The 20,533-nt window shown below is 56.4% G+C and carries 18 protein-coding genes and 1 pseudogene; 5 read left to right on the top strand and 14 right to left on the bottom strand.

Going from position 1 to position 20,533, the window contains the following annotated elements; translation table 11 throughout:
• The 5 genes and pseudogenes from AUK77_RS04370 to uca all read left to right on the top strand — a co-directional run.
• Positions 1-232: pseudogene (locus AUK77_RS04370) on the top strand (hypothetical protein); the annotation flags it as partial.
• Positions 229-1,038, top strand: coding sequence for an ABC transporter ATP-binding protein (locus AUK77_RS04365; RefSeq protein ID WP_296126615.1), 810 nt, complete (start codon positions 229-231; stop codon positions 1,036-1,038). The pseudogene AUK77_RS04370 and the gene AUK77_RS04365, both read left to right, overlap by 4 nt.
• A 9-nt stretch (positions 1,039-1,047) precedes the next feature.
• Positions 1,048-1,776, top strand: a complete 729-nt coding sequence (locus AUK77_RS04360) for an urea amidolyase associated protein UAAP1 (RefSeq protein WP_296126614.1) — start codon at positions 1,048-1,050, stop codon at positions 1,774-1,776.
• An 11-nt stretch (positions 1,777-1,787) separates the two neighbouring features.
• A complete protein-coding gene (locus tag AUK77_RS04355) occupies positions 1,788-2,423 on the top strand; it encodes an urea amidolyase associated protein UAAP2 (protein ID WP_108490563.1) in 636 nt (211 codons plus the stop codon).
• A gap of 184 nt (positions 2,424-2,607) precedes the next feature.
• The gene (uca, locus tag AUK77_RS04350; RefSeq protein ID WP_296126612.1) at positions 2,608-6,300 is read left to right on the top strand and encodes an urea carboxylase; all 3,693 of its coding nucleotides are present in this window, start codon (positions 2,608-2,610) and stop codon (positions 6,298-6,300) included.
• Between the two features lie 54 nt (positions 6,301-6,354).
• On the opposite strand, the gene AUK77_RS04345 is transcribed toward uca, so the two are convergent.
• The 14 genes from AUK77_RS04345 to AUK77_RS04280 form a co-directional block, all read right to left on the bottom strand.
• Positions 6,355-6,783: a hypothetical protein gene (locus AUK77_RS04345; protein ID WP_296126610.1), complete on the bottom strand. Its 429-nt coding sequence runs from the start codon at positions 6,781-6,783 to the stop codon at positions 6,355-6,357.
• 99 nt (positions 6,784-6,882) lie between these two features.
• Positions 6,883-8,049, bottom strand: a complete 1,167-nt coding sequence (locus tag AUK77_RS04340) for an MFS transporter (RefSeq protein ID WP_296126608.1) — start codon at positions 8,047-8,049, stop codon at positions 6,883-6,885.
• A 233-nt stretch (positions 8,050-8,282) separates the two neighbouring features.
• Positions 8,283-9,089: an SDR family oxidoreductase gene (locus AUK77_RS04335; RefSeq protein ID WP_296126606.1), complete on the bottom strand. Its 807-nt coding sequence runs from the start codon at positions 9,087-9,089 to the stop codon at positions 8,283-8,285.
• A 104-nt stretch (positions 9,090-9,193) separates the two neighbouring features.
• Positions 9,194-9,562 (bottom strand): DUF2784 domain-containing protein, encoded by a 369-nt coding sequence (locus AUK77_RS04330; RefSeq protein ID WP_296126619.1) that lies wholly within the window; start codon positions 9,560-9,562, stop codon positions 9,194-9,196.
• Between the two features lie 123 nt (positions 9,563-9,685).
• Positions 9,686-10,009, bottom strand: a complete 324-nt coding sequence (locus AUK77_RS04325; RefSeq protein ID WP_296126604.1) for a helix-hairpin-helix domain-containing protein — start codon at positions 10,007-10,009, stop codon at positions 9,686-9,688.
• Between the two features lie 177 nt (positions 10,010-10,186).
• Entirely contained in the window at positions 10,187-12,196 is a 2,010-nt protein-coding gene (locus AUK77_RS04320) for a nucleoside-diphosphate sugar epimerase/dehydratase (protein ID WP_296126602.1), read from the bottom strand.
• A gap of 220 nt (positions 12,197-12,416) precedes the next feature.
• The gene (locus tag AUK77_RS04315; protein WP_296126600.1) at positions 12,417-13,013 is read right to left on the bottom strand and encodes an acetyltransferase; all 597 of its coding nucleotides are present in this window, start codon (positions 13,011-13,013) and stop codon (positions 12,417-12,419) included.
• Positions 13,010-14,044, bottom strand: coding sequence for a glycosyltransferase family 4 protein (locus tag AUK77_RS04310; protein WP_296126598.1), 1,035 nt, complete (start codon positions 14,042-14,044; stop codon positions 13,010-13,012). The genes AUK77_RS04315 and AUK77_RS04310 overlap by 4 nt, the downstream gene beginning before the upstream one ends.
• Positions 14,041-15,003, bottom strand: a complete 963-nt coding sequence (locus AUK77_RS04305) for an SDR family oxidoreductase (protein ID WP_296126597.1) — start codon at positions 15,001-15,003, stop codon at positions 14,041-14,043. The genes AUK77_RS04310 and AUK77_RS04305 overlap by 4 nt, the downstream gene beginning before the upstream one ends.
• Positions 15,004-15,022: 19 nt before the next feature.
• A complete protein-coding gene (gene wecB, locus AUK77_RS04300) occupies positions 15,023-16,150 on the bottom strand; it encodes a UDP-N-acetylglucosamine 2-epimerase (non-hydrolyzing) (protein WP_296126595.1) in 1,128 nt (375 codons plus the stop codon).
• On the bottom strand, positions 16,143-17,153 hold the full coding sequence (locus AUK77_RS04295; RefSeq protein WP_296126593.1) for a polysaccharide biosynthesis protein: 1,011 nt from the start codon (positions 17,151-17,153) through the stop codon (positions 16,143-16,145). Before AUK77_RS04295 ends, wecB begins: the two co-directional genes overlap by 8 nt.
• A gap of 28 nt (positions 17,154-17,181) precedes the next feature.
• Positions 17,182-18,039: an SDR family oxidoreductase gene (locus AUK77_RS04290; RefSeq protein ID WP_296126591.1), complete on the bottom strand. Its 858-nt coding sequence runs from the start codon at positions 18,037-18,039 to the stop codon at positions 17,182-17,184.
• A complete protein-coding gene (locus tag AUK77_RS04285) occupies positions 18,036-19,283 on the bottom strand; it encodes a glycosyltransferase family 4 protein (RefSeq protein WP_296126589.1) in 1,248 nt (415 codons plus the stop codon). Before AUK77_RS04285 ends, AUK77_RS04290 begins: the two co-directional genes overlap by 4 nt.
• Positions 19,284-19,295: 12 nt before the next feature.
• Positions 19,296-20,516, bottom strand: a complete 1,221-nt coding sequence (locus AUK77_RS04280) for a glycosyltransferase family 4 protein (protein ID WP_296126588.1) — start codon at positions 20,514-20,516, stop codon at positions 19,296-19,298.
• Between the last annotated feature and the right edge of the window lie 17 nt (positions 20,517-20,533).

Genomic DNA, 20,533 nt, shown 5'->3' with positions numbered 1-20,533 from the left:
GCGCCGTCACACTCAACCCAGAGAGGGAGCAGCCGGCAGTGAAAATAGCAGCTTAAAAACACGGCTGACGCGACAACTACCTTGCAAAACGCCGCTGGTACGCCGCTACATGGCCATGGACGTGATCCTGCCCTACGTGGTGTGGATCACCCTGCTCGCTTGGCTAATGGACCTGGGCCTGCGCCAGTTGGCCCGGGTGTGCTTCCCCTGGTTTGAAGGGGCTAAGTCATGAGCGATAAAAAAAGCAGCGCCTTTATTCAGGTCAATAACGTCTGGCAGGAGTATGGCGATCAGGTTGTTTTGGAACGTCTGAACCTGAGCATCAACGAAGGCGAGTTCTGCACCTTGGTTGGCGCATCCGGCTGCGGCAAGTCGACCTTCCTGCGCCTGCTGCTCGGTCAAGAGCGCGCCAGCCGTGGCGAGATTTTGCTCGGCGGCCAGCCCTTGGCCGCTGAGCCCGACGCCAGCCGGGGCGTGGTATTCCAGCGCTATTCCGTATTCCCGCACCTGAGCGTGCTGGATAACGTCGCCATCGGCCTAGAGTTACCGCGCTCAAAACTACTCGGTCGGCTGTTCGGCAGCGCCAAACGCGACGCCCGCGAACAGGCCGCCGTGATGCTGAAAAAAGTCGGCCTCGGCCATGCGCTGGACAAATACCCCAGCGCCTTGTCCGGCGGTATGCAGCAGCGTTTGGCGATTGCCCAGGCGCTGATCATGCAACCGCGCGTGCTGCTGCTCGACGAACCCTTCGGTGCGCTCGACCCCGGCATCCGCAAAGACATGCACAGCCTGCTGCTGGAGTTGTGGCACGAAACCCAGCTCACGGTATTCATGGTCACCCATGACCTGAGCGAAGGCTTCAGCCTCGGCACCCGCCTGCTGGTGTTCGATAAAACCCGCATTGACCCGCACGCACCGAACGCTTTTGGCGCGCGCATCACCTACGACATCCCCCTCAACAGTGACCGCCGCGCCACCCGCGCCGCCGTCGAAGCGTTGCCCGCGCATATCAGCGGCAACCTGCAACCGGCCCTGTAGGAGCACCCGATGACTGCCTCATTAAGCCTGCGCCCCACCCTCTACGAGGAACTCGTCCCCGGTGGCGGCCACACCTCCTTTGTCCTCAAGCGTGGCCAACTACTGCGCTTAACCGACCTCGAAGGCGGTGCCAATGCCAGCCTGCTGCTGCTCAACGCGGCCGAGAAAAGCGAACGGCTGAACCTGCCCGACAGCCTCAAATGCCAACACACCGCCAAGCTCACCGCCGGCCACTGCCTGTACTCGGACATGGGCCGCGTGCTGGCTGCGATCACCGCCGATACCTGCGGCTGGCACGACAGCTTCGGCGGCGTGCTGAATGCCGAAGAGGTGCAGGAGAAATACGGCAGCGGCAACTATCAACAACTGCGCAACGGCTTCTTCCGCAATGGCGTGGACAACCTGCTGGTGGAAATGGGCAAGTGGAACCTTAATCTGCAAGACCTGCTGATGTGCCTCAACCTGTTCAGCAAGGTCACGGTCGACAGCGACGGCTGCTTCCACTTTGCCGCCAACAACGCCAAGGCCGGTGACTACATCGAGCTGTACGCGCCGATGGACACGCTGGTGGTGCTCACCGCCCTGCAGCACCCCATGGACCCCAACCCCGAGTACGCGCCCAAGCCGCTGCAACTGAGCTGGCACAAGGTGGAAAGCGACGGCATCAGCGTGCTGTGCCGCACCTCACGCCCGGAAAACGCGCGGGGCTTCCATAACACCGAACGTCTGTATATCTGAGGCCGGCGCACATGACCCTTACCGCAAGCAACAAGCACCCCGAAGCCGCCGTGTACCGCGCCACCATCGGCGCGGGCGAGCCGTTTCTCTGTGAAGTCAAAGCCGGGCAAACCCTGCGCCTGCTTGATCTGGAAGGCAATCAAGCGGTCGATACGCTGTTCTACAGCGCCGCCAACCCGCGCGAGCGCTATGACGTGCAACGCACCCTGCGCAAACAGAACCGCGTCTACCTGACCACCGGCAGCGTGCTGTATTCCAACCTGGGTAAACCGATGCTGACCATCAGCGCCGACACCTGCGGGCGCCACGACACCCTCGGCGGAGCCTGCGCCCAGGAAAGCAACACCGTGCGCTACGCCTTGGACAAGCGCTATATGCACAGCTGCCGCGATAATTTCCTGCGCGCCAGCCTGCACGACGGCCGCCTGAACAAAGCCGACATCAGCGCCAACATCAACTTCTTTATGAACGTGCCGGTGACGCCCGAAGGTGGCCTGACCTTTGAAGACGGCATCTCCGCCGCCGGCAAATACGTTGAACTGATCGCACACATGGACGTGATCGTGCTGATCTCCAACTGCCCGCAGCTGAACAACCCGTGCAACGGCTACAACCCAACCCCGGCTGAAGTGCTGGTGTGGGATTGATTTTCTCCCCTCTCCCGCTTGCGGGAGAGGGGCCGGGGGAGAGGGCAAGCTGACCAGCATAAACCCAAGCCCCTCTCCCCAACCCTCTCCCCCAAGGGAGAGGGAGCAAAAGCCTTTCCACCTCGGACGACCGGGGTGCAGACCGAATACTGCGGGACGGCCCGCCCTTTCGAGGACACCTCGAATGTTCAGCAAATTACTGATCGCCAACCGTGGCGCCATTGCCTGTCGCATTCTGCGCACCCTGCGTCAACTCGACGTAAAAGGCGTGGCCGTCTACTCCGAGGCCGACGTCGCCAGCCTGCACCTGCAGCAAGCCGATGAGGCGCATAGCCTGGGCGAAGGCCCGGCGGCCAACACCTATCTGGTCGTCGAGAAAATCCTCGCCATCGCCAAGCAAACCGGAGCCCGCGCGATCCACCCCGGCTATGGCTTTCTCTCGGAAAACGCCGCCTTTGCCGAAGCCTGCGAAGCCGCTGGTATCGCCTTTGTCGGCCCCACGCCCGAGCAACTGCGCGTCTTCGGCCTCAAGCACACCGCCCGCGCCCTGGCCAAACAGCATGGCGTGCCGATGCTGGAAGGCACCGAACTGCTGGAAAACCTCGACGCCGCGCTGGTCGCAGGCGATGAGGTCGGCTATCCGGTGATGCTGAAAAGCACTGCCGGCGGCGGCGGCATCGGCATGCGCGTGTGCCACAGTGCCGCCGAACTAAGTGACGCCTTCGAAGCCGTGAAACGCCTGGGGCAAAACAACTTCAGCGACAGCGGTGTGTTTATCGAAAAGTACATCCAGCGCGCCCGCCATCTGGAAGTGCAAGTGTTTGGCGACGGTCGCGGCGAAGTCCTCGCCCTTGGCGTGCGCGACTGCTCGGTGCAGCGGCGTAACCAAAAAGTGCTGGAAGAAACCCCGGCACCCAACCTGCCAGCCGGCATGGCCGATGAACTCTGCGCAGCGGCGATCAAACTGGCCAAGGCGGTCAATTACCGCAGCGCCGGCACCGTGGAATTCGTCTACGACAGTGATGCCGGGCGCTTCTATTTCCTCGAAGTGAACACCCGCCTGCAGGTCGAACACGGCGTTACCGAACAGGTGTGGGGCGTTGACCTGGTGCGCTGGATGATCGAGCTGGCGGCAGGCGATCTGCCCCCGCTCAGCGAATTGGCAACCACCCTGAAACCCAGCGGCCACGCCATTCAAGCGCGTCTGTATGCCGAAGACCCGGGTCGTGACTTTCAACCCAGCCCCGGCCTGCTTACCGCCGTGGACTTCCCCAAGGCTGACGGTAAAGCGCTGCGTATCGACACCTGGGTCGAAGCCGGCTGCGAGATCCCGCCCTACTTCGATCCGATGATTGCCAAGGTCATCACTTGGGCCGATAGCCGCGATGCGGCCAGCGCCGCCCTCAGCCAAGCACTGGCTGAAACCGTGCTGTATGGCGTGGCGTCCAACCGCGATTACCTGCGGCAGATCCTCACGGACGCGCCATTCGCCAGCGGCCACCCCTGGACCCGCTGCCTGGAAGGCCTCACTTACAGCGCCACCACCTTCGAGGTGCTAAGCGCAGGCACGCAAACCACCGTGCAGGATTATCCCGGCCGCCTCGGCTATTGGGCCGTTGGCGTGCCGCCTTCGGGGCCGATGGACAGCCGCGCCCTGCGCTTGGGTAATCGCCTGTTGGGCAACGCCGAGGACGCGGCCGGCATGGAAATCACCATGAGCGGCCCGACCCTGCGCTTTAACACCGATGCCCTAGTGGCAGTTACCGGCGCGGTCATTCCCTTGCAGGTGGACGGCATCGAACAGCCGCTCAATACCACGCTGCTGATCAAAGCCGGCAGCACCCTGAGCCTGGGCACTATTCAGGGGGCCGGCGCACGCAGCTACCTGTGCCTACAGGGCGGCATTCAGGTGCCCGACTATTTAGGCAGCAAAAGCACCTTTACCCTCGGCCAGTTCGGCGGCCACGCGGGCCGCGCGCTGCGAGCCGGCGATGTGTTGCATATCCCCGCCCTGACCCATGGCGAAGCCGGTGCACAACTGCAGCTTGAACTGTGCAGCGCGCTGCCCGCCGTGCGCGAAATCCGCGTGATCTATGGCCCGCACGGTGCGCCGGAATACTTCACCCCGGCCTATATCGAGACGTTTTTTGCCACCGACTGGGAAGTGCACTTCAACTCCAGCCGCACCGGCGTGCGCCTGATCGGCCCAAAACCGGAGTGGGTGCGCGACAGCGGCGGCGAAGCGGGTTTGCACCCCTCCAACATCCACGACAACCCCTACGCCATCGGCGCGGTGGACTTTACCGGCGATATGCCGGTGATCCTCGGCCCGGACGGCCCAAGTTTAGGGGGGTTCGTTTGCCCGGTAACCATCATCGAGGCCGATCTTTGGCAACTGGGCCAACTTAAAGCGGGGGATAAAGTACGCTTTGCGCCGGTCAGCATCGAGGCTGCACGGGATCTGGCGAAAGCCGGCAATATCGAGTGCGTGCTGGTCTCCCCTCTCCCGCTTGCGGGAGAGGGGCCGGGGGAGAGGGCTGATGCGCAAGCCCAAAGCCCCTATCCCTACGCCGGGCGCCCCCAACCCTCTCCCAAAGGGAGAGGGGGCCTATCCGTGGCCGACTTCACCTCCCCCATCGTCCTCGACATCGGCGAAGCCGATAAACGCCTGGTCGCGCGCCTATCCGGCGACACTCACCTGTTGCTAGAAATCGGTGCGCCTGAGTTGGATCTGGTGCTGCGTTTCCGTGGCCATGCGCTGATGCAAGCACTGGAAGCCAAGCAACTGAATGGTGTGGTCGACCTTACCCCCGGCATTCGCTCACTGCAGGTGCATTACCAGCCGGAAACCCTCGCCCTCAGCGATTTACTCGGCATCGTCGCCGGCGAGTGGGACGCGGTGTGCGCCGCACAAGACCTCAAAGTACCGTCACGCATCGTTCACCTGCCGCTGTCCTGGGATGACCCGGCCTGCCAGTTGGCCATCGACAAATACATGACCACAGTGCGCAAGGACGCGCCTTGGTGCCCGAGCAACCTGGAATTTATCCGCCGCATCAACGACCTGCCGAATCTGGATGAGGTGTACAAAACGGTCTTTGATGCCCGCTACTTGGTGATGGGTTTGGGCGACGTCTACCTCGGCGCGCCGGTGGCCACGCCGCTCGACCCGCGCCACCGCTTGGTCACCACCAAGTACAACCCGGCGCGCACCTGGACCGCAGAAAACTCGGTGGGCATCGGCGGCGCCTATATGTGCGTGTACGGCATGGAAGGCCCCGGCGGTTACCAGTTTGTTGGCCGCACCCTGCAGATGTGGAACCGCTACCGCGAAGTCACCGCGTTCGACGGCAAGCCTTGGTTGCTGCGCTTTTTCGATCAGATTCGCTTCTACCCGGTATCCGCCGATGAACTGCTGCAGATCCGTCGCGATTTCCCGCTCGGCCGCTATGAACTGCGCATCGAAGACAGCGAATTGAAGCTGGCCGATTACCAGGATTTCCTGACCAAAGAAACTGAGGGCATCGAGGCCTTTCGCCAGCAACAACGCGCGGGGTTTGACGCTGAACGCAAACGCTGGATCGCCTCAGGCCAGGCGCATTTCGAGAGCGAAGAAGTGGTCGCTGATCTGGGCGAAGACGCACCCTTGGCAGCCGGTCTGCACAGTATCGACAGCCACATCGCCGGCAACCTGTGGCAGGTTCAGGTGAGCGAAGGCGACCGGGTCAACGCCGGTGATGTGTTGGTGATTCTGGAGTCGATGAAGATGGAGATTCCGCTGCTCGCGCCGCGCGCCGGGGTGATTCGCGAGGTGCGGGTGCAGCCCGGCTCAGCAGTGCGCGCCGGTCAGCGCGTGGTGGTGTTAGCCGAAGACTGAAAGCACACCGCGCCATGCGACGACAGGTGCATGGCGCGGCAGCATGACAACCAATCAACCGCGCAAGCTGCCCTCGCGCTCCCAGGCGCAACGTACACGCAGCTCGCCTTCATGCGGGCTGTGGAAGCCGTTGTCCGACTCCCAACGGAAGGTGTGCGTGCCATTCAGCTCGGTTTCCAGATGCACCACAGCGCTGGCCCAATACAGACGTTTGAGTAGCGCCTCAAACTGTTTGATCCACAGACTCCACTCGTATTCCACAGTACGGTAGCTGGCACCGAAGTGGATCACCTGAGTTTGATACAAGCCGTCACTGGGCTGTTCAGAACAGGCAAACATCTCTTGCCCCAGCAAGCTCCAGCCATCACCCGCGGGCAGTTGAGCAAGCACCTGCCGATTACTTTCCCGACGCGCACGACTTTGCGTCGGGCAGTCCGACGGCCAGTCACGGATGCAACCATAAACGATGGATTCGGACTCCACGCAGCCACTCCAACAAATCAAGGCTGCCTTCTATCACAGCCGTCCACACCAAGGAAGGAACGGCTGCCAATAAAGCCGAAAGCGCTGTACTAAAGTGGCCTATGCGCCGTGCTTGAGCGGCCCGCGCCGCAGCAGCCAGGCCAATAGCGTCATCAGCAAGGCCAGGCCGGTCAACACACTGAACGGCAGCAGGTAACTGCCGGCTGCATCGCGCGCCAGGCCGGTCAGAACCGGCGTCACGCAGGCCAGGCTGTAACCGGTGCACAGCATCATCGCCGTCCAGCGGCTCACGGCCATCGGCGAACCGGCTTCATACAACGGCAGTACCAGCGACAAGGCAAATGAGCCGCCCAAACCAAAGCCAATGGTCACCGCCCACACCTCGGGCCACAGCGTTGGCGCAAAGGTGATCATCGCCAAACTGAGGGTCGACAGCAGGCCACAGCCCATCAGCAGCACGTAGCGATTCTGAAAGCGCTGCGCCAACCACGGCAGCAAAAACGAGCTGGGCAAGCCCATCAGCATCGACACGCTGAACAAGCTGTTGCTGTGCATCACGCTCAAACCGGCTTCCTGATAACGCGCCACAGCCCAGGTGGCCAGCGCATAAAACAGCCCGGCCTGAATGGCAAAGAACGCACTGATCAACCATGCACGCGGCTTGCCCCACGGCAGGCCCGAGCCGCTGCTCGCACCGTCCGTTTCCGGGTGATTCGGCAGGGACAACCACAAGAGCAACGCCAACAATGCCGGCACCGCCCAGATCGCCAGGCCGTAACTCCAGTCATCAAACAGCCACTGAGTCGCCGGGGCCGTCAGCACAGCACCGCCTGCTCCGCCAATGGCCATGCTCAGCGAATACCAACCCACCACGCTGCCCATGCGCCCGGCGAAATGCCGCTTGATAAAACCCGACAGCAACGGCCCGGCCACCGCAATGGCCATGCCCAACAGCACGGCGCTGCCAATCAGGATGACGCTGGCATGCCCCACCATACGCAGGGCCAATGCCAGCACAATCAGCGCCATGCACAAGGCAATGGTGCGTTCCAATCCCAGACGCAGCGCAAAACGCGGGGCAAATGGCGCGAGCAAACCCATGCACAACACCGGCAGCGCGGTGGTCAGGCTGATCAAGCCACGACTGAGCGACAGCTCAAGCGCAATGCGCTCAATCAACGGAGCCAAGGAAGTAATGCCCGGGCGCAGATTAATCGCCGCCAGCACAAGGGCCAGTAACAGCAGGGCCCGGGGGAAAGGTTTCACAGGTTACTCATCCGTTTCGCGGCAATAGAGATGCCCATAAGCGGCGCTCGACCCTATCGTCAGCACCTATAGCAGGCAAGCACAGTCGCGGCTTAAATCAACGTAGCAGCCCATCTGGCCCTTCGCGCTGATCCAGAAAAAACAAGGGCAGGGAAACCCAAAGGTTTATCCCTGCCCTGTCGTCGGTGGCCTGACGCCCCGTCAATCAACGGCGTCAGACTCACGCAGCAGGCCTATTTGGTGCGCGGGGCACGCATCTTATTGGCCATGCTGGTCATTTCGTCATAGAGCAGTTGCGGATTCTTTTGCTTCAACGCCCAGGCCATGCGGCCCTGCTCATGCGGCAGAATCATAAATTCGCCTTTGGCGATTTCCTGATAGATGTAATCGGCAATATCTGCAGCACTGATCGGCGAGCTTTCCAGCAGCTTGCCCACGGCAGCTTTCATCGCCGGCGTTGGGCCACGGAAGGAGTCCAGCAGATTGGTCTGGAAGAACGAAGGGCAGACCACATGCACACCAACTTCCTGCATCTTCAACTCGATCAGCAGGCTCTCCGACAACGCCACCACACCGGCCTTGGCCACGTTGTAGTTGCTCATTGCCGGGCCCTGCATCAAGGCAGCCATGGAAGCAATGTTGACGATTTTGCCTTTGCTTTTTTCCAGCAGCGGCAGGAACGCCTTACAACCCTTAACCACGCCCATCAGGTTGATGGCGATTTGCCAATCCCAATCTTCTAGGGACAAATCATTAAAGAAACCACCCGAGGCCACACCCGCGTTGTTGACGATGACATCCACGCCGCCGAGTTTCTCTTCACAGGCTTGAGCCAACGCCGTGAGCTGGCTGTAATCACGCACGTCACAGCGCTGAGTAAAACCATCACCACCGGCCTCACGCACCATCTGCAGGGTTTCGACCAAGCCAGGCTCGTTGACATCGGAGAGCGCCAACTGCCAGCCCTCACGCGCCCAACGCAACGCGATTTCACGCCCCAAACCCGAACCTGCGCCGGTGATCATCATGCGATTTTGCATACGTACGCTGCCTTTGCTGCTGTGAGTAATGGGGCCAGTGTAGCCGGGGAAATGACAAGGCCTGCGCACCATCATTCATCTGAATAAGAGTGCCTAAGTTGCCGTCACAAACGCCGCCAACGCCGTCTAACCAGACCGGCATAAATCAAAAGATTCAGACCCAGCACAAACAATCCCAACGCGATTTGAATCTGCGGCGTTAATCCAGCCGGATAGAGAATCGGCAACACATAGTGCTCGATAAAACCACCACTATAACCCGCCTCACCCGCCACCATACGCAGGCGCTGCTCCAGCGGCGTCAACGGGCATGGCCAGCGCATCAACTCAACCAAAACGCCCCAGCCAGCTGCCGGCAAATGCAGCACAACCAACCACGGCCAGCGCCACACCAGCAAACCGCCCAGCAGCGCAAACACAATAAACAGCAGATGCACCACCACAACGGCATCCGCAGCCAGCGCTACCCCCAACATGCAACACCTCACGCCACCTGACTCGTGCAGGCAACATACCCAAGCAACCGCACAAAACCAAACAGCAGAAAGCAAAAAGGCCGGTTCATCACCGGCCTCATTATTAATTCACTACCTGGGTTAGTTGATGCTGAGCTTCTCGCGGTTCTTCGCAAGCGTCGCCTCGCCAATCCCCTTTACCTCAAGTAATTCATCCACCGAAGCAAAATCACCATGTTCAGAACGGTAGGCCACAATGGCCTGAGCCTTGACCTCGCCAATACCCAGCAACTCACGTTGCAGCGTGGCCGCATCCGCCGTATTGAGATTGATCTTGGTGACGGGTGCCACTTCAGCGGCTTTAACCGCATCACCCGAGGGAGATTTCACTTCAGCGGCCGAGGCCATAAAAGACAGTGAAGTGAGAAGAGCAAACAGCAGAGCAGCGATTTGAGCTTTAAGCATGGTGTGTGTCCTTACGTTAGTTTTAGGTCCCGCGTGGGACTTCCTGCTCCACGCTTTCTCAAAACTAGACGCTGCCCAGCACCTGTCAAATCGCAACTTAAAAATGCTGCTTTGCAGGCTTTGGTACAGACAAAAACGCTGCACAAAAACACGCAGCGTTATACAGGCTCGCAAGAACTACTTGGGGTCAATCCTGCGCTGCTGATAGATCCAATCGACAATCTCGCCCTCAGGCTTGTAGCCGCAAACAATCTCACGCAACAACTGGCGCACCCGCTCGTAATCATCACGCTCAACCGCCGCCAGCAAATCCGCTAGCACCACCTTGAAAGCCTCCCAAGACAAATGCTCCTCGCTGGCGCGCATGATCATCGGATGCTCAGTGGGGCTAACGTTATCGCCGATCAGCAGTTCTTCATAAAGCTTCTCACCAGGGCGCAAGCCGGTGAACTCGATAGCAATATCGCCCTGAGGACTCTTCGATGAGCGAACACTCAGACCACTGAGATGGATCATCTTTTCCGCCAGCTCAGCAATTTTCACCGGCTCGCCCATATCCAGCACGAACACATCTCCGCCTTCACCCATTGCGCCCGCCTGGATGACCAACTGGGCGGCCTCAGGGATGGTCATAAAGTAACGCGTGATATTGGGATGAGTAACTGTTACCGGGCCACCCCGGCGGATCTGTTCATGGAACAGCGGAATCACTGAACCTGATGAGCCCAGCACATTGCCGAAACGCACCATGGTAAAGCGCGTGTTATTCAGCTGTCGTACCCCAGACTTATCACCAAACAACTGCGGAGCAGGCTGAGCGCTCAAGGCCTGTAACACCATCTCTGCCAAGCGCTTGGTACTGCCCATAACATTGGTGGGCCGCACAGCTTTATCGGTGGAGATCAATACAAAATTACTCACACCGGCACGGATAGCAGCTTGAGCTGTATTGAGAGTACCAATCAGATTATTCAGCACACCCTCAGCAATATTGTGCTCAACAATCGGCACATGCTTGTAAGCCGCCGCGTGATAAACCGTATTAACCCTCCAGGTATTAATCACATCAAACAACCTTTCGGCATTGCGGATCGAACCCAAAATGGGCACCAACCGCAACGGCAACGACTCACGTTTGATAAGTGCTTCGAGTTCGCCGTGGATGCTGTAGAGATTAAATTCGCTGTGCTCAAACAGCAGCAGCGTGCGCACACCGCTCGAAACGATCTGCCGACAAAGCTCAGAACCGATAGAGCCGCCTGCCCCGGTGACCATAACGATTTGGTTGCGGATACAGCGCTGAAAAAGATCTTGCTGGGGCGGTACGGCATCTCGACCGAGCAAGTCGGCAATATCGACCTCCTGCACATCCTCGACTTTTACCCGGCCGCTGGCCAGATCCATAAAACCCGGAATACTGCGGACATGCAGCGGGAACAACTCTAAAGTCTCAAGAATTTCACGCCGCCGCCCACGCGAAGCTGAGGGCAAAGCCAAAAGAATTTCGCCAGCACCTGTTTCATCAATCATCTGCTGGATGTGCTTCGGGCTATAGACGCGTAAACCGGCAATCGAACGGCTGGCTATGCCCGAATCATCATCGATAAAAGCCACTGGCCGCATCCCGCGTCCGAGCCGAAGTGCTGCAAGCAACTGATTGCCAGCTGCTCCTGCGCCGTAGATCGCAACTTTCGGCAAGCCCTCATCGCGCCCCTGCAGGCGATAGGGCTTATCTGAAGAATACCAATCACCCATAAAATACTGGCGCATCATCAGGCGTAGGCCGCCAATCATGACCAAGCTCAGCCACCAGTAGTTGAGCACCATAGAACGGGGAATCAACTTAGGCGCGCCCTGATACCAGTAAACCGCCAACGACAAAACCAAGGCCGAAAGCGTCACAGCCTTAGCAATTGCTACTAACGCATCATTACCAAAATAACGCATCACCGCCCGGTACATGCCAAAGCGGATAAACAAAGGAATCGAAATTAACGGGGCCAGCACAAACAACCACGCATGCCCACCCAAGGGCTCGATGCTACTTGCTTCGCCAAGACGCACTACAAAGGCCAGCCACAGCGCAGCCCATACCAGCACCACATCCATAGCCACCTGAATCAGTCGCTTTTGACGCCGTGGCAGGCTGACCAAACGGCTGCGCAACTTTTCGGCAAGTCTCAACACAACAAACACCTCAATCCTTAGAACATGAAAACAAGCGAAGTGAAGCCCTCCGCCGGATAAAAACCTACTATTGATAAAAGCCCAACACCAAATGCACGCCAACTAAAACACGAAGTACAACACCACTGCGCGTAGGAGCGGGCCATGCCCGCGAAAGCGGAAAACGTCCGCCCAAAATCAAAACATCACACCACGATCAAAACCAACAACATCACACAACCTAACCAGCAACCACCCCTTCTGCCCGCAACACCGTCCCAGGCGCACACACCACGCCATCACCAACCACCACCTGATACCCCGCACTACACCCCGCTTGCAGCCAAGCCCGCGCGCCAATCTTCACGCCACCGGCTAACTGAACACCAACGCCAAGGTGGGCAAAATCACCAAGGCTGGCATCGTGATCGACCGTCACATTGGCATTGACGATAGCGCCCTCACCAATCAGCGCATCAACGCCCACCATCGCCAGCGCCATAATCGCCGCTCCCGCACCAATAACAGCGTAGGCACTGACGCAAGCGCGGGGATGCACCACCGTTACCAAGGGCAAGCCGGCGGCACGAATGACCTCTACCCACTGTTCGCGCACGGCATTATTGCCAACCGCAGCAATAGCGCCCGCCGCCGTACCCTGCAGCACAGCCAACCCTGCCACATCGGACACAACCGGCCAGCCAAAGGTTTCACGCAACTCAGGCCAACGGTCATCAGCGAAGGCGATTCGCTGCCACTCACCACTGAGCAGTGCCGCTTCTGCAACAGCTTTACCATGGCCGCCCGCACCGATGATAAGTAATGTCAGCTCGCTCACGCCCGCCGCTCCAGCTCACCGGCATGGTATTTCAGCGCCAACGCCAACAACGGCACATAAGCGATCAACAGCCCCAACAAGCCATCTATGCCGCCCAGCCCCACCCAAAGCGCAATGGGTAGCAGCCACAGGATGTTGATACCAACCACAACAAGGGTCACCGGTAAATGACGACCATACTGACGCGAAGCATATTGATAAGCATGGCTACGGTGGGCTTCATACACCTTGTCACCCCTCAACAGCCGGCGCAGCAAGGTAAAGGTGGCATCGACGATAAACACCCCAAGCAGAATCAACCAGCTGCATAACAACTGTGGCGCGACCCACGCAGCCTGCAACGACAGCACGCCCAAGGTGATGCCGAGAAAACCACTGCCCGCATCGCCCATAAAGATCCGTGCCGGCGGAAAATTCCAAAACAGAAACCCCGCAACTGCAGCCGCCAGCAACACCGGCGCAATCCAAGCTGTAGGTTGGGTTGAGCCCGCTAAGCCCAAAAACCCATACAGCAACGCACCACCCAAACAGACACAAATGGCTTCTACACTGGCAATGCCATCAATGCCGTCCATGAAGTTATAGAGGTTAAGCAACCACACCAGATACACCGCCGCCAGCGCATGGCCGAACCAGCCCAGATCAACGGTGAAACCGAACATCACCACTGGCGGCAAACCACCGAGCCAGAACAGCGCCCAAATGGCAGCGGCGAAATGCCCAAGCAAACGCCAGCGCGCAGCGATATGACCGTGATCGTCGAGAAAGCCCAACACGGCAATCCCCGCCCCTGCACCCAGCAACGCCCAAGCTATCGGCCACGCGATCAAATCCATACACGCCAGCAACGGCAAGGCCAACAAAAAGCTCACCACGATAGCCACCCCACCACCACGCGGCGTCGGCACCGAATGCGAACTGCGGGCGTTGGGAATGTCCATCAGGCTGCGAGCCAAGGCATAACGGCGCAACGCGCCAGTCAAAAAAAGCGCGACGCCGGCCACAACCGGCAAAAACCACCAGATACTCATTTAGCGTGCTGTTCCATGAAATGCTTAGCTGTCTTGCGCAACGCTTCATCAACGCTGACTGGCGGCGTCCAATTGAGTAGTTGACATGTTTTGCTGATGTCGACCTGCAGCGAGCCGCACAGCCGTTGAGCAAGTGCCTGCTTACCCAACATCGCTGCGCCCACTTCGATCAGCCGACTCGGCAACGGCAAAAGTCGAGCTGGCTTACCAAGGGCCGTGCCCATTCTGTGCAGCAACTCGGTAGTTGAAAGATCCTCACCATCGCTAACCAGAAAGGTCTGATTGGCGGCGGCCGGATGATCGATACAGGTCACAATCAAGTCCACCAGATTATCCAAGGCGACCAGACTGCGTCGGTTGTGGATAGCCCCAAAAGGCAAAGGCACACCTTTGTGCAGCCAGCGCATCATGCTCAGGAAGTTTGCTTTCACACCCGGCCCATAGACTAGCACCGGACGGATAATCACCACTTCCATTCCGGTTTCAGCCGCCAAGGCGCGTAAGCCCTGCTCGGCCTCCATTTTGGAAATGCCATAAGGATCCATCGGAGCAGGCTGAGCATCGGCAAAGTAAGGCGCACCGACTAACGCGCCCTCACCGTTAACCTTGATCGAGCTGATAAAGATAAAGCGCCGTACACCCGCTGCCGCTGCCTGGCGGGCGAGGTTCAAAGTGCCGTCGACATTGACCTTGCGGAATTCGGTGAGTGGGTCAGATGACGTATCGTTCATGACATGAACACGGGCAGCGCTGTGAATGACAACGCCCACCCCATCCAACAGACTTCGCAAATCGGTATCCGCCTCAAGCCCGCCGACCACCTGACTACTAACGCACTCTGGAAAGCCCGATACCGGCCTACGCACCGCTGCAATCAACTCTAGGTCGACCCGTACTGACATCCTTTCCAACAATCCCTGGCCGACAAAGCCGCTGGCGCCGGTCAACAAAACACGCATTTACTTACCTCGTGGATGCTCAGGGCTTCGACCAGACTGTGCGATTGATGTAGTCGGTGTAGCTGAGCACGACCCTGACGACCTGCTTCGATACCGGTCCGGCCTGATAGTCCCGCACCACGGGGATCACCCGCCGGTCACGCTCATGCTGGCTGGTCACAACACGTACCGCATCCAGTACGCGTTCTTGTTTCAGGCCGCTCATGATCAGCGTGCCCTCATCCATGCCCTCAGGCCGCTCATGGGCATTGCGGATCGTGATCGCTGGCAAATTCAGCAGCGAAGCCTCTTCGGTGATGGTTCCGCTATCGGATAGCACGCAAAACGCCGACATTTGCAGTTTGATGTAATCCAGCAAGCCGAATGGTTTGGCGAAGCGAATCAGCGGATGCTCCAGCGACTCGCCCAGTGCTTCAAGACGCTTTCGAGTGCGCGGATGGGTGGACACGATGATTGGATACTCGTACTTGTCGGCGAGCGCCCGCAGAGTTGCCAACAAATCGCGGAGGTTTTCCGGTGTATCGACGTTCTCTTCTCGGTGGGCACTGACGATAAAGAACCTGTCCTCGTGCAACCCTTCTCGCTGCAGCACATCGGAGACCTGGATACGCGGCATGTAATAATCCAGCACTTCCTCCATGTGCGAGCCGGTCTTGATGATAGTTTCCGGGCGAATGCCCTCGGCAATCAGGTAGCGGCGCGCATGCTCGGTCAGGACCATATTGATATCGCTCAAATGGTCGAGCACTTTACGGTTCAGCTCCTCTGGTACGCGCTGGTCGAAACAACGATTGCCTGCCTCCATATGGAAGACAGGAATCTTGCGGCGCTTGGCCGCAATAATCGCCAAGCAGGTGTTGGTATCACCATACAACAAGAGTGCGTCGGGCTTCTCCAGCTCAAACACCTCGTCAGCCTTGGCAATTACTTCGGCAATGGTCTTGGCCGCGGAATCACCAGCAGCACCGAGGAAATGATCAGGCTTACGAATTTCCAGATCATCGAAAAACACCTGATTCAGCTCGAAGTCATAGTTCTGCCCCGAATGAACCAGAATATGCTGAACCTGTTTGTCCAGTTCCGCGATCACGCGGCTCATCTTGATCAGTTCCGGGCGGGTACCGACCAGCGTCATCACTTTAAGCATTGAGCTGCTCCTGAATGTAATCCAGCTTCAGCAATAAATCCTTGATGCCCTCAACACTCAGGCGTTTGGTGTTGTGCGAGGTATAGTCATCCAGCTCCGAAATATTTTGCTCACCCTCAACGAAGAACTTCTTGTAGTTGAGGTCGCGGTTGTCCGCCGGAATGCGATAATACCTATCCATGTCTTCGGCCTTGGCCATTTCCTCACGGGAAATCAGCGATTCATACAGCTTCTCGCCATGCCGAGTGCCAATAACCTTGACTGCATTATCACGGCAAAATAACTCTTTAAGGGCTTGCGCAAGATCCGCCACCGTTGACGCCGGGGCCTTTTGCACAAAGATGTCGCCCTGCTCGGCATGTTCGAAGGCATGCAGCACCAGGTCGACCGAATCTTCCAGGGACATTAGGAAGCGGGTCATATTCGGATCGGTGACAGTCAACGACTCGTTGTTCTTGAGCTGACCTATAAACAGCGGGATTACCGAACCACGCGAAGCCATCACGTTGCCGTAGCGGGTCGCGCAGATAACCGGGCCGACCTCCGGAATCATCCGCGACTTGGCGACCATGATTTTTTCCGCCATCGCCTTGGAAATGCCCATGGCATTGATCGGGTACACGGCCTTATCGGTACTGAGGACCACCACACGCTTGACCCCAGTGGCAATAGCAGCATTTAGCACGTTATCCGTACCCATGACATTGGTTTTCACCGCCTCCATGGGATAGAACTCGCAGGAAGGAACCTGCTTCAACGCTGCCGCATGGAAGATATAGTCAACTCCCACCATGGCCTGAGAAACGCTGTCGTAATCGCGCACATCGCCGATATAGAACTTGACCTTATCGTTCGCTAGGGCAATCCGCATATCCTCCTGCTTCTTCTCATCCCGGCTGAACACCCGAATTTCCTTGACATTGGTATCAAGGAAACGCTTCAACACAGTATTACCAAAGGAGCCGGTACCACCGGTAATCATTAAAACTTTGTCATCAAACATAAACACTCACCACACTCAAAAAATAAAATTAACGCTGGTCGTACATCATTCTGATCAGCTCAGGCCAAGCCGGTGGTATATAGCCAGTTGCTAGACGTAAGCGAGACGAATCCAGCGAACGGTCTATACAAAGCTGCTCATCTGAAGTGATCTGAATCTTGTGCCCGTAGACTTCGGCCACTAGTTTGAGCAGTGAAAACTTGTCGATCGGTTCGGCCGATACGTGATAAAGGCCATGAAGTTCGGGATTCGGGAGTACATAGTCCTTCATCACCCGGGCCAGCTCGACAGTGGGCAAACCGGAAAATATAGCTTTCGCAAAGCCCTTGACCGGACCGCTTTGTGAAAGAAACCAGTCGACCAAAGAGAAGTGAGTGCCTAGCTCATGACCGATGATCGACGTACGCAGCGTAATCGCGTGCGACACCTCATGCAGTTCGCCAATGAACTTCGACTTGCCATAGAGATCCTCTGCGTCCGACAGGTCAGCCTCGGCATACATCCCCTTACGACCAGAGAACACACAATCCGTACTAACATGGATCAGCCGAGCCCCCGTCAGGCCACAAAGCTTCGCCAACCGGTGTGGCAGCATGGCGTTAATCGGCAAGGCCGAAAGCGGATCCTTGGCGTCGGCTAACTGCTTGATCAGTCCAACACAGTTGATGACGACATCTGGCCGAACACGTTCCAACACACTAATCAGCGCATCTTGATCGAGCACATCGACATTGCTAATCAATTGAGCATGAAGTAGTCCAGGAAAATGCCGCCGCCCCCCGGCATTGCGCAATGTGCCCGATACCTGGTATCGCTGGTCGAGGGAAAACTGTTTGAAAACAGCACTGCCCAACATACCGGTCACGCCCAACACCAGAACATTCATTTCGACATCCCTCTTCCTTCGCTGATTCTATTCTCAAGAATTTCCACTAGACGCTGGCTTTGTCGCGCCATCTCAAAATTTGCCACAAAAAACTCTCGCCCAGACTGCCCGAGCTTTTCGCGCGCTTCCGGCGGCATATTGAAGAGCTGCTCAATACAGCGGGCCAAGCCTGCGGAGTCTTCTGCGGGGCATGACAAGCCAGCTCCCGCCTCCTCAATGACACGCGCCCCTTCACCATCGAGCGCGGCGATCACAGGACGGCCTGCGGCGAGATAGGCTTGAACCTTGCTAGGGATCGTATAGGCAAAAATCTCCTCTCGCTTGAGTGTCACTATCAATCCGGCTGCACGGCTAAAAAATTGCGGCATTTCCGAAGGGGGGAAACGCCCAGTCAGGATCAAATTATCCAAGCCTTTTTGAGCCTTCTGCTCTTCCACCCAACCGAGCATGCTGCCGCTGCCTACTAGCACCAGTTTACACTCAGACAAATGCTTTAAACTTTCCGCAGCCTGGATCAGAGTCTCAACAGACTGTGCCCTACCAAGGTTACCCGCAAAAACCAAGCAAAAATTATCCTCAAGCTGCGACAGCAACTCAGCAGGTACCTGAGTACAGGCTACGGGCTCCGGAGGCGAGTATTGATAAGAGTTTGGGTAATAAACGATCTTGTCGCGTCGGGCATAACGTGCAACCGGAGTAATGAATGCCTTTGACTGCACGAGCAACGTATCTGTGCATGCATAGATCCCCCGTACCAACCAACCGACTATACGTAGAGCGAAGCGATTACGTATAAACCCCGTAGCACTGAGGCTTTCTGGCCATATGTCTTGTACCCAAACTGCAAGATGCGCCTTGAGACGCCATTTTAGATAAATTGCTGGGATAACAGAGGTTATTGGCGATGGTACGAAAACAAAAATCACGTCAAAGGAACGATTCTTGACTGCCCGTCGAAAAAACAGGAGACCGTTTAGTACAAATGAAAAATAATTGAGTAATAATTTTTTAGCACCGCCACTCCCACGCGGCCGGAGCGGCGCACGATGGACCATTATTTCACCCTCGAAAAGCTCATCCATGCAGCCTTCCGCATTATAGCCTTCATAAACTTCACCATCGGGATAATTAGGCTTCCCCGTAAAAACCTCTACAACATGCCCATGAGAAACAAGAGATTTAACAAGTTCATTTATAACAAAAGACTCAGGCCAAAAATACTGCGAAACAAGAGCTATCCTCAATTTATTAATCCCCTAATCTTTCCCACTCTCGAATCTTGACTTAAGCGCCCTAGGGCCAAAACGGAAAACAGAATAAACAAACGAAAGAATCGCCAACCATCTATTAAATTTAAAACTAAAATTAGGTAGCTTATTCGACTTCTTCAAGAACTCCACTGCTGTAATCTTAATATCGAAACAAGATGACTTTGTGCGGTGACACCTTGCTAAATAAGCATATTCGGACTCATTCAATTGATAAATCTCATTTACGGCATCAACAAACGACAACCTCCTAGTTGTTGCTGATTCTTCATTATAAGAATAACCTTCCACATCAGAAAATAAACCACACGTCAACGGTTGTTTAATCGATTCAATACCCACAAGCGAAGGGACTCCAGCAGCAGAGGCTTCGATGATAGTAGTGCCTGAACCAACAAAACAAAATATACCATCTAGTACACTCGGTAAATCCTTATACTTAACACCACCCATAAAGTGCACATATCTATCAACATCACACTCGACTGCATGCTTCTGGAGAGCATCTAGCTCAGGCCCCTCGCCATAAATATAGTATTCAAATTCCGCAAGCTTACGAAGCTCTGAAAGTTGAGAAATTAAATGGCGATTATAAACTTTAAAATCAACCAATCTACCAACAGAAACAATTTTTCTAGAGCTAAAGGACGGAGCACAATTACTATATTTAGAAAGCTCAATACCTAAAGGCAAAATATCCATATCATCTATAGCAACCCCCGTCAACTCAGAGGCCATTATCGCAACACTCTCACTAGGAAAAAGAGTCAAGCTAACATTGCTATCATATAACTCAAGCAGCTTAGACCTAAAATAAGCCCCTTTGTTACGCCACCAATACATCTCCATTGAGTGGTAAATACCAATACTAAGAGCCTTAAATTTAATAACATTTCTATTTAAAAAAACAAATCCAAGCGTTAGAAGATCAACAACATGAACCACGTCATAGCACGCTCTTTCACCCTCCCATTTCAAAGGAAGAAAAGCATTAATCCAGCTTGAAGCCTTTAAAAAAGACGCATTTTCATGGATAAATATATTTGTAAACTTAGAAATTTCAGAAATCAAACCACTATCATATTGCTTTGAGATTATTAAAACATCGACCTCGCAGCCACACGCATTAAGCTCTTTAGCCAACCGAACAATATAGGTCTCGACCCCCCCCATATGCAAACCACCAAGAACAAATAAAACTTTCTTCACAGAGCACCTTTGAGGTA

Origin of the sequence: Pseudomonas sp. Ga0074129, assembly GCA_001465025.1 — a bacterium.
Taxonomy (GTDB): Bacteria; Pseudomonadota; Gammaproteobacteria; order Pseudomonadales; family Pseudomonadaceae; genus Aquipseudomonas.
Note: the sequence above shows the minus strand (reverse complement) of the source record. Positions and strands in the feature narration are given on the sequence as shown.